The organism is Devosia sp. 919 (assembly GCF_013185965.1).
Lineage (GTDB): Bacteria > Pseudomonadota > Alphaproteobacteria > Rhizobiales > Devosiaceae > Devosia.
On the sequence record NZ_JABAOL010000001.1, the window covers coordinates 1,888,254 to 1,904,949 of the forward strand.

Below are 16,696 nucleotides of genomic sequence, written 5' to 3' on the forward strand. Positions count from 1 at the left end.
GAACCACTTAGCGCCCCAGCCGGACTCAACACTTGAGTCCCTGGCGCATTGTTCCTGTGAAAAAATGCAGGTCTGTTATGCGTCCGCTCTTGTGGCGCTCCACCGCCGCAGCACATATGTAGGTCCCTACACTGTAGGTGAGCACGAACATGGCCGAGACATCCGAACTGCTTCGCAATGTCGCCAAAGCTGGGCGGGAACTGAGCGTGGGCTTTGATGTCCATCTTAAGGATCTCAACCTGACCACGGCGCGCGCGCGCGTTCTGCTGCTGTTGCTGCCCAGCACGGAAGGCGTCAGCCAGGCCGCCGTAACCGAACATTTGCGCGTTGAGCATCCCACCGCCGTGCGCATCCTCGATGGGCTGGAGAGCCTTGGCTATACCCATCGCGTGCCCAGCCCGGACGATCGCCGCGCCCGCATGATCGTTTTGACGCCGCAAGGCCGTGCTGTGGCCAAAAAGGTCTCGGCTATCGTTTCCTGTCTCAATGATCACCTGATGTCCCAGCTTGATCCCGCCGAAGCCGAGATCGCCAATCGCGTCCTGCTTCAGCTCCTCGACGGGCTGCAAAGGATGAAGTCGGACATTGCCGGTTCTCTCACCAAGGATCGGGAGCACGCCCCGTCATGAGCACGCGCAGCACGGTAATACCGGTCGCTGATCCCGTTGAGGATCGCGCCGCCGAGAACTCGACTCCGCCCGAACAGCAGGCCGCCCTCGCGTCCGCAGCAACAACGGACACCCAGGCTGAACCGGTGGCGCAGCCAAGCGCGCCGCCAGCGGCGGCGCCAGCCTCGGGCATGCCCGCCATGCCGCCCTTCGTGCCCAAATCGCCGATCATGAACCTGGTTTATATCCTGAGCTCGCTGATCCTCGGGCTGACTCAGGGCTTGGGGCTCAATCTCATCACCGCCAATCTACCGGGCTTGCAGGCCTCGTTTGGGGCCACCCAAACCGAGATGGGCTGGCTCGCCGCCGCTTATTTCGCCACCAATCTTGCGGGCACTATTCTCCTCTTCAAGGCGCGCACCCAGTTCGGGCTGCGGCGCTTCGCCGAGTTGGGGATCGCTGCCTATGTGGTGGTGGTCATCGCCCACCTGTTTGCCCATGATCTGCACTCGGCCATTGTCGTGCGCGCCATCATGGGCGTGGCCGCGGCCCCGCTCAGCACGCTCGGTTTTTACTACATGCTGGAATGGCTTCCCCCGCAAAAGAAGATGAGCATTGGCATCTGCTTTGGCATGCTCGGCTCAACCCTCGCCTTGCCCTTGGCCCGGGTCATCTCGCCCGATCTGCTGCAGATGGGCGATTGGGTGGGCCTTTACGCCGTTGAAGTGGGCATGGCGCTGGTCTCGCTCGCGATTGTGTTCCTCGTGCCCTTGACCGCCCCGCCGCGCATGAAGGTCTTTGATCGTGCCGATATCCTTAGCTTTCCGCTGATGACGGTCGGCTTTGCTTGCCTTGCCATCGTGCTCGGCATGGGTCGGGCCTTCTGGTGGTTCGAAACCCCCTGGATCGGCGAACTCCTGGCCCTCGGCATTGCCTCCATGGCGCTGTTCTGCATGGTCGAGCTGCATCGCAGCAACCCGATTATCGACCTGCGCTGGCTCACGGGTCGCGACATGCTGATCTTTGCCGGGGCCCTCGTCGTGTTCCGCCTGCTGCTGTCAGAGCAGTCGGTGGGGGTGTTTGGCCTCTTCACCGTGCTTAATCTGCAGAACGATCAACTGATCCCACTCTTCGGCGTCATCGGGGTCGTGACCTTCATTGCCACCGCTGTCCTTAGCGCAGTGATCAAGCCGCAGCGCACCGAGATCATCCACCTCGTGGCGCTGGTCCTGATTGCGGCTGGCAGCTGGATGGATGCGCACAGCACCACGCTCAGCCGGCCCGAGCAATTCTATCTCAGCCAGGCGCTGATTGGCGCCGCTGGTGGCTTGTTCCTGCCGCCAGCCATGCTCAATGGCTTCATGAAGGCGCTGGCGCGAGGCCCGCAATATATTCTGTCGTTCCTTGCCGTGTTTCTCACCACGCAAAGCCTGGGTGGCTTGTTGGGCAGCGCCATCTTCACCACCTTCGTCGCCCTGCGCGAGCAGTTTCATTCCAACATGCTGTCGCAAGGGATCACCCTGCTTGATCCACTCGTGGCCCAGCGCATCCAGGCCTATGGCGGCGCTTATGCGCGCGTCCTGACCGATCCCACCCAGCTCAGCACGCAAGGGCTGAACCTGTTGACCCAGTCGCTTACCCAGCAATCCTGGGTGCTCGCCTATAACGACCTCTTCCTCGTGGTCTTCTACGGGGCGCTGGCATCCACTGCCGCGCTGGTCATTCACATGAGCCTCACCAAGCTCGCCGCCCTCAACGCCGCCAAAACTGCCAGCGCCGCCAGCCCGGCCTGATTGCCTCTCTGGAGAATTGACTATGCCTTTCCTCAAACTGCTTAAATCCAAGGGCACCTGGGCTGCCTTGCTGATCGGCCTCATCGGCGTTGGCGTCGTGCTCTATGCCTGGCAGCTGCCGCCTTTCACCTCCACGATCCAGTCCACCAACAATGCCTTTGTGCGTGGCCGAGTGACCATGATCGCGCCTCAGCTTGCCGGCTATGTCACGCAAGTGCCGGTCAGCGACTACCAGCAGGTTACGAAGGGCGATCTGCTGATCAAGCTCGATGACCGCATCTATCAGCAGCAATTGGCGCAGGCCGAAGGGGCCTTGGCCCAGCAGCGCAACGCCCTCGACAACTATGAGCAGAACCGGGCATCCAAGCAGGCGAGCCTCGACTATGCCAACGCCCAGCTCGAAGCGGCAGAGGCTTCGCTTGAGCGCGCCCAGGCCGATGCCGCGCGCAGCGAGTCGTTGTTGGCTTCGGGCCTGTCGCCGCAATCGAGCAACGACCAGGTCCGCGCCGCATTGCTGCAAGCGCAATCCAGCGTTGCCCAGGCCCAGGCCAATATCAGCGTGGCCGAACAGAACCTGTCGCTGGTCGAGGGGAGCGTACCCGCATTGCAGGGGGCGGTTCACTCCGCTGAAGCTGCGGTGGAACTGGCCAAGATCAATCTGGCCAATACGAGCATCATCGCGCCTGTCGATGGTGTGCTCGGGGAAGTGACGGCGCGCGTGGGCCAGTATGTATCCACCGGCAGCCAGCTAACCTCCGTCACCCCGCCCGATCGTTGGGTCGTGGCCAATTTCAAGGAAACGCAGCTCGCCAGCGTCCATATCGGGCAGGAGGTCACCTTTTCCGTCGACGCGCTCAATCACCAACAGGTCAAGGGCCATATCTCGGAAATCTCGCCGGCGACCGGCTCGGAGTTCAGCGTCATCAAGCCCGATAACGCCACGGGGAACTTCACCAAGATCGCCCAGCGTATTCCGGTGCGCATCGAACTCGATGCCGAGCCCGAACTGGTCACTCAGCTCCGGCCGGGTATGTCGGTGGAAGTCTGGGTCGACACGCAGCTCTAGGCGCGGGTGAGGGCGGCAGGAGCACTTCAGTGCCGCTTTGCTCACCAGCTGGCAGGCTTCGCGCCCGCCGGCAGCCTTTCGTCAGCTCGCCTCGATAACCGCTGACACAGCCTTGGCCAGTTCGGTTTGGCGGAACGGCTTGGCGAGCCGGGGCAGCTCGATGCTTTCCTCGCCGGCTAGGTCCACAAAGCCGCTGGCAAGAACCACCGGCAAGTCCGGCCGTCGCGAACGGGCTTCCCTCACCAGTTGCAAGCCCGTCATATTGGGCATGGCATAATCGGTCAGCATCATGTCGATCGGCTCACCGGTCGCCAGCACCTTGAGCGCCTCGGCGCCCGAGCCCGCCAATATCGGGCTATAGCCGAGGTCCTCAAGCATATCTGCGACATTGCCCAGCACCAGTGCATCATCGTCCACCACCAGTACGACTGGTTTTTTGGCCGGCTCGTTCTGGTGTGTTTGCTGTTCATCGGCAGTGGCGGTGTCGAGCGTCGTTTCTGCTGCAGCTTCGGGCAGCCAGATCTGCGCCGTGGTACCCGTGCCTTTTTCGCTGGTGATCACTAACCTTCCGCCGGATTGTTCGACCATGCCCTTGACCATGGACAGGCCGAGCCCGGTGCCTTTCCCCACGCCCTTGGTGGTAAAGAACGGCTCGGTTGCGCGGGCCAATGTCGCCGCATCCATGCCCTCGCCACTGTCTTCCACGGTGATCCGCACATAGCGGCCGGGCGGCATCGGCTTGCCGGCTCCGACGACATCGATCGATTTGGCCGAGATCCGGATAATGCCGCCGCCGGGCATCGCGTCCCGCGCATTGACCACGAGGTTGAGGATGGCCAGCTCGAGCTGGTTGGCATCTGCACGGGCCGGTCGCAAGGTCGCGGCAAATTCGGTCACGAGGTCCAGGGAAGGGCCAAGCGAACGCTCCAGCAGGTCCAGAATACCGCGCACCAGTTGGGGAACGTCGACGGACTCGGGATTGAGTTCCTGCTTGCGGGCAAAAGCCAGCATGCGCTGCGTCAGTGACGCGCCGCGCTGCGCGCCCTGCAGCGCATTGCCAATCAGCCGGCGCAGCTTGGGATCGTCGGGCAGCCGCTTTTGCGCGAGCTCGAGGCTGCTCTGGATCACCATCAGCAGATTGTTGAAGTCATGCGCCACGCCGCCGGTAAGCTGGCCCAGCGCTTCGGACTTTTGCGACTGAAAGAACGCCTCGCGCGCCTCATCGAGTGCCCGTTGCGCTTCGCGTCGTTCGGTATTGTCGCGGGTGACCTTGGCAAAGCCGACAATGTTGCCGGCCTGATTGCGGATGGGGTCGATCACCACATGCGCCCAGAAGCGGCTGCCATCCTTGCGGACGCGCCAGCCTTCCTTCTCGAACCGCCCCTCGCGCGTGGCGGTTTCGAGCGCGATCCTGGGCAGCTCGATTTCCTGGTCTTCGGGCGTGTAGAAGCGGCTGAAGTGCTGGCCGATGATCTCCTCGGCGCTGTAGCCCTTGATGCGCTGGGCCCCGGCATTCCAGCTGCTGACCGTGCCCTCGGGCGAGAGCTGGTACAGCGCATAGTCCGTGACGCTCTGCACCAGCAGGCGAAACTGTTCTTCGCTTTCGCGCAGGGCCGTTTCCGCCGCTTTTCGTTCCGATAGATCCCGGGTGACTTTGGCAAACCCGATCAGCTCGCCCGTCGGGCTGCGGATCGGGTCGATCACCACATGCGCCCACATGCGGGTGCCGTCCTTGCGAACGCGCCACCCTTCCTGCTCGAACTTGCCCTCTTCGGCTGCAGTGCGCAGGGCTCGCGCGGGCAGATCCGTTGCCTTGTCTTCTTCGGTATAGAATCTCGAGAAATGGTGCCCGATGATCTCGGAAGCTTCGTAGCCCTTGAAGCGCTGCGCGCCGGCATTCCAGCTCACCACCGTGCCGTTACGATCCAGCATGTAAATGGCATAGTCCACGATGCTGCTCACCAGCAGCTGATAGTGGTCACTGCCGGGTGTCGTGACCTGGCTTTCGGTTTCGATCATGTCTGCCCGCACCTTCGCATCAATCGTCTCTCTCATCTACCCATTTGCCGCCGATGTCCAAACGTCTTGAGAGCGTCGCACGATCAAATGCGTTCCCTCGACACAGCAGGTGATGCAACTGGCCACTTCCGGCGGGAACAGCTCGACGCCATGGGAGTTGGATTTTGGCCCATTCATAAAGGCTTTGCAGTGGTTCATAATGCGTTCATCGGTACGGCAGGATGGAGTTTAAATCGGGACTTTTCCGAGTTCCAGGGGGAAGGAACCGCCCTGGAGCGCTACGCCGCCGTATTCTCCGCGACCGAGGTAAATTCCAGCTTTCACCGCCGTCACCGCCCATCCACCTGGCAGCGCTGGCACGATTCAGTCCCGCAAAACTTCAAATTCTCCGTCAAGCTGCCCAAGACCATCACTCACCAAAGTCAGCTCATCAACCCCGAAACTGACCTCGATGAGTTCTTCGCCGACATCGCTCCGCTCGGCAGCAAGCTCGCGGCAATCCTCGTACAACTCCCGCCCAAGCTGGCATTTCAGCCCGAGTCCGCATCGGCATTCTTCTCCGCCCTCCAGGCGCGCAGCCCGGTGCCTGTTTATCTGGAGCCCCGCCACGCCACCTGGGCCAACGCGGAAGCTTCCGAACTGCTGCAGGCATTCAAGATCGCCCGCGTCTATGCCGATCCACAGCAAGAAGGCTTGCGCGCGGCGGCGCTTGCCGACGGCGCAACCTACCTGCGGCTGCACGGTTCGCCGAAAATCTACTATTCAGAGTACGACCCTGCAGCCATTGAGCTTTTCGCCGCACTGCTGAGGGCGGGGAGTGGTCCGGGCTGGTGCATCTTTGACAACACCGCATCAGGCGCGGCGCTGCGCGACGCCTTCAAACTGCGCGATCCTATCGCGGAGGAAAGCCCCGCAAGCACCGTCGCCGCTACAATGTGCGATGGTGCCGCCGGGGCGGACCGTTAAGGGCCCGCCTCGGATGCATACGCACGCGCGTTGGCTTTCTCTCTTCCGAGAGTTCATCGGCGTCGGCTCGGTAGTCGAGCTCGGCGTATGGGTCTGGGTCGTACTGGCAGGTCATGGCCGCAGCGGTCATTCGCTTAGTGAACGGCCTCGTCGGGCGGGCCGATCAGCTGGGCGATGCCTTCTTCCTCAAGCGCACGCTGGAACTCGTTCCAGGCGTCCAGCTCGGTGGGGAAGGTGTCTTCCCAGATCAGCGAATTGTCGTCATTGTCCACCACTTCCAGGGTCCAGCCATCATTGCTGTCCTTGAGGCGGTAGATGCCGACCTGGACGGTGATCCCGTCCTGGGTGAATTCGCAGCTCTGCTCGGAAAGCTCAATATCCTGATCTTCGTCGCTCATCATTGCTCTCCATTATGCGGTGCGCTCCCATAGCGCGAGAAGGCGGCTATGGCCACCGCCAAAGCGTCGCCCCGACCATGCGCCTCGCACCTGCGACATATGGGAAGCGCCATCTAAGTGGTATCTTGTATGCTTGCTTTCGCGCCCGATGCCGGAACAGTGATGCTTTGATGCCGGTCAAGGATCACCGGCCGCACAACTCCGGCTTCTTGGATTAACTACAGAATTGTCGCGGTAACGAATCGTAAACCACGTTCCGCTTGCAATTGCATCGAATTGCGCAGAGTTCCGTTGCTTCTGCACGGATGTGTGGAGTACGGCAATGGATCAAGCGTTGCACAATACTGTAGCTCAGATCGGTGATGACCGGCGCGATACCGCCTTGGCAGTGGCGCAGTTTCTTGCGCTGGCCAAGGCTGCCAACGTCACTTTCGACCTGGTGGATGATCGGCTGACGATGAGGGCAGTCAAGCCGAAATGGGCCCTATGGGCACCGATCCGGCACTGCTTGGATGAGATCGGCATCGAAGCAATTGAAGAGCACTTCCGCAAAACCACGCCGCAAGAACGCGAAAGTCTTGGCGAGGTCGCGTGAGCTTGGGCTGTCACAGGGTCATGGTCATCGCGGCCGCAACGGCTACTATACCGAAGGCCGCCATCCCGGCAGCGAGGACCATCGCATGAGCCCGGGGCAGCCGGCGAATAGCTGAGGTGGATGCGTGGACGTCGTGGCCAGTTCCCTGCAATTCAACCTGTGTCATCGCTTACCCCTTGAGACAATGCGTGGCAGTCGCCAGTAACTCGGGGCGGCCTTTGTTTAGTCGTTTCGCCCACGTCGCAAGCGTAGTCCAGCATGGCGGCAGGGGGAAAAGCCTTTCCGGAACGCCGTTAATTTTAATCTAATCCGCTCACTGGCCGATCTTGTATGGTAGTCGTTGATCTTGGGTCCGGATCATGGCAAAACCTGATCATGACCAATGCTCCGCACCTTCATCCCGATCGCTTTTTCCCCGTGGCCGAACCAGCACGGTCCGTCGCGCGGGACCTTTATGCTGCTGTCAAAGATTTGCCGCTGATCTGCCCCCATGGGCACACGGACCCGGAATGGTTTGCGGCCAATGATCGGTTTTCGGACCCGGCGGCGCTGTTTCTCACCCCAGACCATTACGTGTTGCGCATGCTGCGCAGCCGTGGGCTGAGCTATGACGATCTCGGCGTGCCCCGCAAGGACGGAAAGCCAGTTACGGCCGGGCGCGATGCCTGGCGTCTCTTCGCCGCGAACTACTATTTGTTCGCAGGTACTCCATCCAAGACCTGGGTCGATCACTCGCTCCAGCTCACCTTTGGCATCAACGAGGAGTTGGGGCCAGACACTGCTGATGCGATCTATGACGTCGTCGACAAGCGCTTGGGTGATCCCGATTTGCTGCCGCTGGCGATTCTCGATCGTGCCAACGTAGAGACCATTGCGACCACCGAATTCGCCCTCGATCCGCTCCAGCACCATGCCCGTTTGGCTGACCGGGGATTGATCGGGCGGGTGCGTACCACCTATCGCCCTGATGATGTTACCGACGCCAGCCGCCCCGCCATCGCCGACAATCTTCAGCGTCTGGGGGAGGTCACCGGAGAAAACATTACGACCTGGGGCGGTCTCATCAATGCCCACCGGAGCCGGCGAGAGTTCTTCCGGCGCTTCGGCGCCGTTGCGACCGATCATGGGGTTCCCACCGCCAACACTGCTGACCTTCCGATGGTCGAAAAGCAGGCCTTGCTCGACAAGGTCTTGGCCGGGCGGCACGATGCTGTGGATGCCGAACTGTTCCGTGCCCAGATGCTCACGGAAATGGCGCTGTTGTCGGTGGACGACGGCATGGTCATGCAGATCCATGCCGGCTCGCGCCGCAACACCGATCCGTTGCTGATGGCCGAGCGTGGCACCGATCTTGGCGCCGACATTCCTGGCACGACCGATTATGTCACCGGTATGCGGGCGCTCCTGGGCCGCTGCGGCAATGAGCCGAACTTGCGCATCATCATGTTCGTGCTCGATGAAACCACCTATGCTCGGGAGCTGGCGCCCATGGCTGGCTATTGGCCCAGCCTGATGATCGGCCCGCCGTGGTGGTTCCACGACAGCCCGCAGGGTATCCGGCGTTATCTTGACCAGGTGGTGGAGACGGCCGGCTTCTACAATCTCGCCGGCTTCAATGACGATACGCGTGCGCTGCTCTCGATCCCCGCCCGGCATGATGTCTGGCGCCGTGAAGTCAGCGGCTTCCTTGGGCGTTGGGTGGGCGAGCACCGGCTCTCGGCCGCGACTGCGCAGGACTTGGCCAAGCATTTGAGCTACACCGCAGCTAAGGATGCTTATCGCCTGAACTGATGGCCGCTTCGGGTGGGCGCTTATCAAGTTTTGGCGTAAAGAGCGCTGGGAGGTCGAATCACGACCATTGTTCTGCTCTAATGCGTCCATGATGAATCAGTCGCCCGTCGAAACAGCGCTCAGCCGCGCCATGATCCGCTGGTCCCTGACCCGCTCGCAGCCGCTTGCCGACACAGCAACCAGCTGGATTTTTCGCGTTGATCAGAATGGACGCAACTTTGCGGTGCTCAAGATCCTGAAGGCGGCCCCCCCAGATGCGGAGCGCCGCGGAGCGGCGCTGATGGCCTGGTATGGCGGGGAGGGCGCCGCGACCGTGTTTGACTCGCATGGCGACACACTGTTCATGGAATGGCTGGACGGCATTCCGCTGGGGGACGCTGTTCGGCGCGGCCACGACGAAGAGGCGACTGTCGCACTTGCAACCGTGATCGCCAGTCTTCATCGGCCGCGTCCGCAGTCTCCCCCGGACTTACTTTCGCTACGCGAACGCTTTCAGATGCTATTCGATACCGATGTGCGGGTCTGGCCGCACACCGCCCGGGATCTCTACGCCCGTGCCAGCGGCATCGCGCTCAAGCTGTTCGACAAACCCAGTGCACAACTCCCGCTTCACGGCGATCTGCACTACGACAACATCATCTCGTCGGGGCGCGGATGGCTCGCCATCGATCCGGTGGGCCTCTTCGGTGATCCGGCTTACGAAGTAGCACCCGCATTTGTTAGCCCCTCCGGCGCCGAAGCGCTGGTTGCCGACCCGCGCCGCATTTTGGCATTGCTGGACACCTTCGAGGCGCGACTCGATCTTCCCCGCAAACGGGTTTTGGGCTGGGCCGCGGCCCATGCAGCTTTGTCGGCTTCCCTGAACCTGGCGGATGGCAAGCCCATCACGATCCAACTCGCCTGCCTTCCCAATCTGCTCAGCGCCTATGATCAGGCGTGACCTCAAGGGTTCTCTTCATGGCTAACCTGACCCGCCGCGGCGCGCTGGTGCTTGCGGGCGCGGCGCTGCTTTCGGCCTGCGCCACCACCGCGCCAATTGTTCCCGCCAGCGGTGGTACCGCTCCCGAAACCTTGTCTGACGATCAAATCCTTGCCGCCATCAACGCGGTGCGCAAAGCCAATGGCGCGCCGCCCTGGAGCTATAATCAGCGGCTTGAAACGGCAGCCCGTTCGCAAGCCCAGCTAATGGCAGCCAAGAACAAGCTCAGCCACGATCTGGGCGTTACCTTGCGCGAACGTGTAACCCAGGCTGGCTATCTCGGCGCAGTGGGCGAGAACGTTGCCGGCGGCCATCCCAATCTCGAAAGCGCCATCCAGGGATGGATGAATTCGCCTGGGCACCGGTCCACCTTGCTCAGCCCGAAATTCACTGAGTTCGGCTTGGCTGTGGCGCGCACCGACAAGGGCCGGCTGTATTGGGCCATGATCGCCGGCGGCTCATTCGAGGCTTGGCTCATCTAGTCGCGCAGGCCTAAGCCGCTGTGCTAAGCGTGCGCCGCACTGCTGCGCCCCAACCGCTGAGCTTGCTCTCCCTCGTTGAGGGGTCCATTGCGGGCTCGAACCTCTGGTCACATAACCAGCCAGCAGCAAAGGCTTCCATGTCGGGCCAAGCCCCGGCGCGCGAGCCAGCGAGCCAAGCGGCGCCCAATGCAGTGGTTTCAAGGATCGTTGGCCGATCAACCGGCGCGTCGAGCACATCCGCCAGGAACTGCATGGTCCAATCAGACGCGACCATGCCGCCATCCACGCGCAGCACGGTCTCCCCGCCAGTGCTTTTCCAATCCTTGCGCATCGCATCAAGCAAATCGCGCGTCTGGTAGCATACCGCTTCCAGTGCTGCCCGCGCGATCTCGGCTGGCCCGGTATTGCGGGTCAGGCCATAAATCGCGCCGCGCGCCTCGGCATCCCACCAAGGTGCGCCCAAGCCCACGAATGCGGGCACCATGTAAACATGCTGGTTGGGATCTGCCGACTGCGCCAGGGGGCCAGTTTCGCTCGCCTTGTTCACAAGCTTCAGCCCGTCCCGGATCCACTGCACGGCTGCACCGGCCACAAAGATCGACCCCTCCAGCGCATAGGTGGTCTTGCCGTCCAGCCGATAGGCAAGGGTGGACAGCAACCGGTTATGCGACCGTACCAGTTCGGTGCCAGTATTGAGCAGCGCAAAGCAGCCAGTGCCATAAGTCGATTTCAGCATCCCAGGCTTGAAGCAGGCCTGGCCGATCGTCGCGGCATGCTGGTCGCCGGCAACGCCAAGGATCGGCACAGCCGCGCCAAACAGCGCCGCATCGGTGCTCCCGAAGTCGTCGGCGCAGTCCTTGACCTCGGGCAGCATTGCTGCGGGAACCCCGAACACCTCCAGCAGTTCGGGGTCCCAGCGATTGGCGACAATGTCAAACAGTAGCGTACGGGCCGCGTTGGTAGCGTCGGTGGCATGCACTCGGCCGCCCGTCAGCCGCCAGATCAGAAAGCTATCGACAGTACCGAACAGCACTTCGCCACATTCGGCGCGGTCACGGGCGCCAGGCACATGGTCAAGCAGCCACCCAATCTTGGTTCCAGAGAAATACGGGTCGAGCAGCAATCCGGTTCGCTCGGTTACGAGCGCCTCGACGCCGTCTCGCCGCAGTTGAGCACAAACCGGTGCTGTGCGCCTGTCTTGCCAAACAATGGCATTGGCGATGGGTTTGCCGGTATCGCGATCCCAGCAAACCACGGTTTCACGCTGGTTGGTGATGCCGATGCCAGCTAATGCCGCCGGCTCGATCCCGGCCGCCCCAATGGCCGTCTGTGCTGTGGCAAGGACGCTCTCCCAAATGGCCTCCGGATCATGTTCGACCCAGCCATCCTGGGGGAAGATTTGCGCAAATTCCTGCTGGCCGACGCCCCGCACCTGGCAGCTGGCATCAAAAACGATGGCTCGGCTCGATGTGGTGCCCTGGTCGATCGCCAGCACAAAACCCTCAGTCATTCCGCTCTCCCCCTTAGCGCCGTTGTGCCAGATAAGCGTCCAGGCGCGCCTTGTCTTCAGCCCCGGTATGCAGCCCCAGCTTGGTGCGGCGCCACAAGATATCGGCGGAACTCACAGCCCATTCATTGGCAATCAGATAATCCACCTCGCTTTGGAAAAGGTCAGCGCCGAAGTGAGTCCCCAGTTCGTGCAGTTCCTTGTTGTCCCCAAGGATTACCCGCGCCTTGGTTCCGTAAAGGCGCATCAACCGCCGGATCATGGTGGCGGGCAGGCGGCTATAGTCCATAGCCAGGCGCCGCACTTCCGATTCAAACTGCAGCGGCTCGAACTCACCGCCGGGCAGTTTAGATTCCTTGGTCCAACGTGGGCCGCGTTGGCCCAGCACGCTTTCGATCTTTTCCATGGCCGACTCGGCCAAGCGCCGGGACGTCGTGAGTTTGCCGCCAAAGACGTGCAACGCCGCTCCGCTGGCCAGATCGCCATCGAGCTTGAGGACGTAATCCCGGGTGGCTTCCTGGGCGGCGCTGGCGCCGTCGTCGAACAATGGGCGTACCCCGGAATAGGTCCAGACGATATCGGCTTTAAGGACAGGCAGCGCGAAGTACTCGCTGGCCGCCCGGCAGAGATAGTCGATCTCGCTATCAGAAATAGCGACGTCCTTGGGATCGCCCGTGTAGTCCTGGTCGGTGGTGCCGATCAGAGTGAAATCCTGCTCGTAGGGAATGGCAAAAATGATGCGTCCGTCGGCGTTCTGGAAGATGTAGCAGCGATCATGGTCGAACAGCTTTCGCACCACGATGTGGCTGCCCTTCACAAGGCGCACATTGTGGGCGCCGTTATTGCCCATCGTATTGCCGACCACTTCGTCCACCCAGGGACCAGCGGCATTGACCACAAACTTGGCGTGCACCGTCTGCTCGCCATCCGGCCCTGACAGCGTCAGCGTCCAGCCCCCGTTATCCCGGCGCGCGCTGGTGACCTTGGTACGGGTGTAGACCGTCGCACCCTTGTTCGCAGCGTCCCGAGCGTTGAGAACGACAAAACGGGCGTCGTCCACCCAGCAGTCCGAATACTCAAAGCCCGTCTTGAAGCCCGGTTTTAGCGGCTTGCCCGCTTCGTCCTTGGTTAGGTCCAGCGTCTTGGTCGGGGGAAGCAGGCGGCGTCCGCCCATATAGTCATACATCGCCAGACCCGCGCGCAGCACCACCTTAGGCCTCAGCCCCTTGTGGTGGGGCAAGACGAACCGGAGCGGCCAGATGATGTGCGGTGCGGCCGCCCAAAGGACTTCGCGTTCGGCCAAGGCTTCGGCAACGAGGCGAAACTCATAGTGCTCCAGATAACGCAGCCCGCCATGGACCAGCTTGGTCGCGGCCGATGATGTACCGGACGCTAGATCATTCATCTCGGCCAGCATCACCGAAAAGCCGCGGCCGACGGCATCACGAGCAATGGAAGTGCCGTTGACGCCTCCACCGATCACAAAAATATCGACTTGCTCTGTTTGGGTCATGCTGGGCTCCCGGGAGATTCCCGCCGCTTCTACGCCTTATGTTCGCTCATGAAAATGAACTTCATGTGCGTCTTGGAGCCGCCCGTCTCACTCCCTCGGATTGACCCAACCGCGACGGCAGTCTAGGGCAGGGGACCAGTTTCCAGGTTGCCCGGCCATGCTCGCCATATTCAATGTCATCGCGCCAATATTCGCGCTGATGGCGCTAGGCTACTGTGCCGTGCGCTTCCGGCTTTTTCCCGCCGAAGGCATCAAAAGCCTGATCGCATTTGTGAACAACTTTGCGACCCCTTGCCTGCTGTTCCACTCCATTCTCACCAGCGATTTTCGGTCCGCCTTCAACCTTGCGATTATCGGACCGTTTTACCTGGGCGCGCTGATCTGCTTTGTGGTCGGCATATTCATCGCCCGAAAGTTTTTTGCGAACACACCCGGCGAAAGCGTCTCGATTGGCTTTTCCGGCACCTTCACCAATACGGTCCTGGTGGGGCTCCCCATCATGCAGCGCGCTTATGGTCTGGACTCGCTGCCGGTCACGCTCTCCATTATCGGTCTGCACGGGGCCATTTTGCTGAGCATCGGCATGGTGACCATGGAACTGGTCAAGCGGGATGGTCGCTCCTTGGGTAGAACGCTGCTGCTAGCGGCCAAGCGGGTCCTCTCCAACCCACTGATTTGGGGGATCGCCGGCGGGATGATCGGATCTTTTGCCGGGCTGCAACTGATCGAGCCGGCCGATGCATTCTTCTTGATGATGAGCCAGGCGGTGGTGCCCGCCGCCTTGTTCGGCATCGGCGGCGCCCTGAACGAGTACCGCTTGTCCGACAATTGGAAGCAGGCCGTTGTGGCTTCGCTGATCAAGCTCGTCCTGCACCCCGCCATCGCCTATGTGCTTATGGTCTGGGTGATGCGGGTTGATATGGAGATTGCCCGATATGGCATTCTGCTGGCCGCTATGCCGCCCGGCGTCAATGTTTACGTGTTCGCGACCTACTACAATCGCGGCACCAGCGTCGCGGCGAACACGATTTTGATCGCAACACTTGCCTCGGCGGCTTCCATTTCGGCCTGGTTGTTGATCCTCGGTCCTTAGCGCTGGCCTAGGTAGCGGGCGCTACCGAGAAGCCCAGTACCCGCACGCCATCGCCCAGTGGCACTGCCCGTAAGGGCTGGGTCGTGTGGGCATCCAACCCCGCAGCCAGTCGCACATGCTGTTCTGTGGGACACAGTTGCAGCATGGGGTCGAAGCCGATCCAGCCAAGCCGATCGTCAAAAGCTTCCGCCCAGGCGTGCAGCGCAGTGCTTCCGCCCTCGTCATCCGCAAGATAACCGGTGACATAGCGCGCCGGAATGTTGAGCGCTCGGGCCGCGCCGATAAATTGGTGGGCAAACTCGCTCGCCAGCGGCAATGACTTGATTGACGCTCCCTCACTTTCAGTCACCTCGGTCAGGCTCTCGCCTATCGACTGCGTCACTCCACCGATGGATTGCGTCACGCCTGCCGCGGACATGGACTGGGCCGCCTCGTTGCCCCCGTTCAGGGGAGCCGCCGCATCCTCCACCTCTTGAGGAATAAGAGCTTCGCCGACCGCCGCCATCAGGCCATGCAGCACCTCCAGTCGATTATTGCTGCTGCCTTTGAAGCGACCGAAGATCTCTTCGCTGCCCTGCGTTGAGGACGTTTTGCGCTTGAAAAGACCTGGGACCGGTTCTCCCCCCACGCGCCCCAGAACACCATGCTTGTCAACGGTTTCAACCACGCCGTCCACCGTGACCACGATCTCGCCTTCCGGGCGGCTTTGGTTAACCAGATGCATGATGTTCCCATAGGCGTCGGTAAACCGTGCCGCACTGTCGAGGCCCGGCATGTCCACAGTCCAGCTCTCGACCTTCTGCCCGACGCCTGATTGCGGCGTGAGCAGCAATTGCATCAGCGCATGCACGGTGCCGGGCGGGGGTGTAATGCTCAAGCGATGATGGATGGCGATGCGCATCTGGAAGCCTTTTGTGCCGAGCGATCCCGGGTGTCAGTAGAAATTGTAGCTGACCGACATGCACTCGGTGACATGATTGTTGCGGCCGATGAATTCGTTGAGGAACTCGTGCAAGCCGTGAGCGAAGATCGTGTCCATGGTTGTGTCCTCCACCATGGCACAGAGCTGTTCAGCCGCTTCGTGGCAGATCATGCGTTGCCCGTAGACATCCGCCAGCGTGTCCAGCGTGTCCGACATTGATCGTGCGCAATAGACCAGTGACCGCGGCATTTCAGGGCGCAGGATCAGATAATCGGCGATGTTGTGGGCCTTGAAGCGGTCCCGATAGAAGTGCTGATACGAGCGATGCGCCGAGGCTGCCCGCAGGATCAGTGTCCATTGCTGGATGTCGAGCTCGCCCCCCACCATCGTTGCGCGTGGCAGCAGCACGTAATACTTCATGTCGAGGATGCGCGCTGTATTATCGGCCCGCTCGACAAAACTGCCCGCCTGCGAAAACGCAAAACCGTCATCGCGCAAGATGGTGCCGAGCATGGCGCCGCGGAACTCGTGGCTGCGTTGCTTGACCCACTGCAAGAGGCCGAGCAGCTTGGCGCCGCGCACATCGGTGGGCTTGATCTGGGAGAACTCGAGCCAGGCCGCGTTGAGGCTCTGCCACATGTCGCTGGTGATGGCGGTGCGGACGGAGCGGGCGTTGGTGCGGGCGGCTTGCAAACATGAATGAACGGATGACGGGTTGTCCGGATCGAACATCATGAAGTGCGCGACGCTGTCGACATCGGCCTGATCGTGCTTGGCGGCGAAGGCTTCGTCGACTTCGGCGGCCTGCATCATCGAGACCAGATGCTCGCTGGCGCCACCTTCGCGCCGCGAGGTAAGGCTCATGCGATAGCCAACTTCCAGCAGGCGGGCGATGTTCTCGGCCCGCTCCACATAGCGACTCATCCAGAAGAGGTTTTGCGCTGTGCGCCCCAGCATGGTCATG

15 protein-coding genes are annotated in these 16,696 nt (G+C 61.6%); 9 read left to right on the forward strand and 6 right to left on the reverse strand.

Annotation, left to right across the window (positions count from 1 at the left end; translation table 11 throughout):
* Positions 1-149 precede the first annotated feature (149 nt).
* From HRQ64_RS09095 to HRQ64_RS09105, 3 genes are read left to right on the forward strand one after another with little or no spacing between them, the layout of a single operon-like run.
* On the forward strand, positions 150-629 hold the full coding sequence (locus HRQ64_RS09095; RefSeq protein WP_172123062.1) for a MarR family transcriptional regulator: 480 nt from the start codon (positions 150-152) through the stop codon (positions 627-629).
* Positions 626-2,401: an MFS transporter gene (locus tag HRQ64_RS09100; protein ID WP_248306949.1), complete on the forward strand. Its 1,776-nt coding sequence runs from the start codon at positions 626-628 to the stop codon at positions 2,399-2,401. The genes HRQ64_RS09095 and HRQ64_RS09100 overlap by 4 nt, the downstream gene beginning before the upstream one ends.
* A 22-nt stretch (positions 2,402-2,423) precedes the next feature.
* Complete coding sequence (locus HRQ64_RS09105; RefSeq protein ID WP_172123063.1) at positions 2,424-3,467, forward strand: HlyD family secretion protein; 1,044 nt, start codon at positions 2,424-2,426, stop codon at positions 3,465-3,467.
* 81 nt (positions 3,468-3,548) lie between these two features.
* Here the strand turns inward: HRQ64_RS09105 and HRQ64_RS09110 are convergent, their stop codons facing one another.
* Positions 3,549-5,486 (reverse strand): PAS domain-containing sensor histidine kinase, encoded by a 1,938-nt coding sequence (locus HRQ64_RS09110; RefSeq protein ID WP_172123064.1) that lies wholly within the window; start codon positions 5,484-5,486, stop codon positions 3,549-3,551.
* Between the two features lie 87 nt (positions 5,487-5,573).
* Between HRQ64_RS09110 and HRQ64_RS09115 the strand changes: the two genes are divergently transcribed.
* A complete protein-coding gene (locus tag HRQ64_RS09115) occupies positions 5,574-6,452 on the forward strand; it encodes a DUF72 domain-containing protein (RefSeq protein ID WP_210258532.1) in 879 nt (292 codons plus the stop codon).
* Between the two features lie 134 nt (positions 6,453-6,586).
* On the opposite strand, the gene HRQ64_RS09120 is transcribed toward HRQ64_RS09115, so the two are convergent.
* Positions 6,587-6,853 (reverse strand): hypothetical protein, encoded by a 267-nt coding sequence (locus HRQ64_RS09120; protein WP_248308199.1) that lies wholly within the window; start codon positions 6,851-6,853, stop codon positions 6,587-6,589.
* A gap of 319 nt (positions 6,854-7,172) precedes the next feature.
* Between HRQ64_RS09120 and HRQ64_RS09125 the strand changes: the two genes are divergently transcribed.
* The 4 genes from HRQ64_RS09125 to HRQ64_RS09140 all read left to right on the forward strand — a co-directional run bounded on the left by HRQ64_RS09125 (position 7,173) and on the right by HRQ64_RS09140 (position 10,697).
* Positions 7,173-7,445 carry a hypothetical protein gene (locus HRQ64_RS09125; protein ID WP_172123065.1) on the forward strand — a complete coding sequence of 91 codons (273 nt, stop codon included), beginning with the start codon at positions 7,173-7,175 and terminating at the stop codon, positions 7,443-7,445.
* A gap of 375 nt (positions 7,446-7,820) precedes the next feature.
* Complete coding sequence (gene uxaC / locus HRQ64_RS09130) at positions 7,821-9,236, forward strand: glucuronate isomerase (RefSeq protein WP_172123066.1); 1,416 nt, start codon at positions 7,821-7,823, stop codon at positions 9,234-9,236.
* A gap of 88 nt (positions 9,237-9,324) precedes the next feature.
* Positions 9,325-10,176, forward strand: a complete 852-nt coding sequence (locus HRQ64_RS09135; RefSeq protein ID WP_172123067.1) for an aminoglycoside phosphotransferase family protein — start codon at positions 9,325-9,327, stop codon at positions 10,174-10,176.
* Positions 10,177-10,193: 17 nt separating this feature from the next.
* Positions 10,194-10,697: a CAP domain-containing protein gene (locus tag HRQ64_RS09140; RefSeq protein ID WP_172123068.1), complete on the forward strand. Its 504-nt coding sequence runs from the start codon at positions 10,194-10,196 to the stop codon at positions 10,695-10,697.
* Between the two features lie 10 nt (positions 10,698-10,707).
* On the opposite strand, the gene glpK is transcribed toward HRQ64_RS09140, so the two are convergent.
* Positions 10,708-12,207, reverse strand: a complete 1,500-nt coding sequence (gene glpK, locus HRQ64_RS09145; protein WP_172123069.1) for a glycerol kinase GlpK — start codon at positions 12,205-12,207, stop codon at positions 10,708-10,710.
* 13 nt (positions 12,208-12,220) lie between these two features.
* Positions 12,221-13,717 carry a glycerol-3-phosphate dehydrogenase gene (gene glpD, locus HRQ64_RS09150; RefSeq protein WP_172123070.1) on the reverse strand — a complete coding sequence of 499 codons (1,497 nt, stop codon included), beginning with the start codon at positions 13,715-13,717 and terminating at the stop codon, positions 12,221-12,223.
* A gap of 157 nt (positions 13,718-13,874) precedes the next feature.
* On the opposite strand from glpD, the gene HRQ64_RS09155 reads away from it, so the two are divergent.
* Positions 13,875-14,810, forward strand: coding sequence for an AEC family transporter (locus tag HRQ64_RS09155; RefSeq protein ID WP_172123071.1), 936 nt, complete (start codon positions 13,875-13,877; stop codon positions 14,808-14,810).
* Between the two features lie 7 nt (positions 14,811-14,817).
* On the opposite strand, the gene HRQ64_RS09160 is transcribed toward HRQ64_RS09155, so the two are convergent.
* Positions 14,818-15,711, reverse strand: a complete 894-nt coding sequence (locus tag HRQ64_RS09160; protein ID WP_172123072.1) for a transglutaminase family protein — start codon at positions 15,709-15,711, stop codon at positions 14,818-14,820.
* A gap of 33 nt (positions 15,712-15,744) precedes the next feature.
* On the reverse strand, positions 15,745-16,695 hold the full coding sequence (locus HRQ64_RS09165) for an alpha-E domain-containing protein (protein WP_248306950.1): 951 nt from the start codon (positions 16,693-16,695) through the stop codon (positions 15,745-15,747).
* Position 16,696 lies beyond the last annotated feature (1 nt).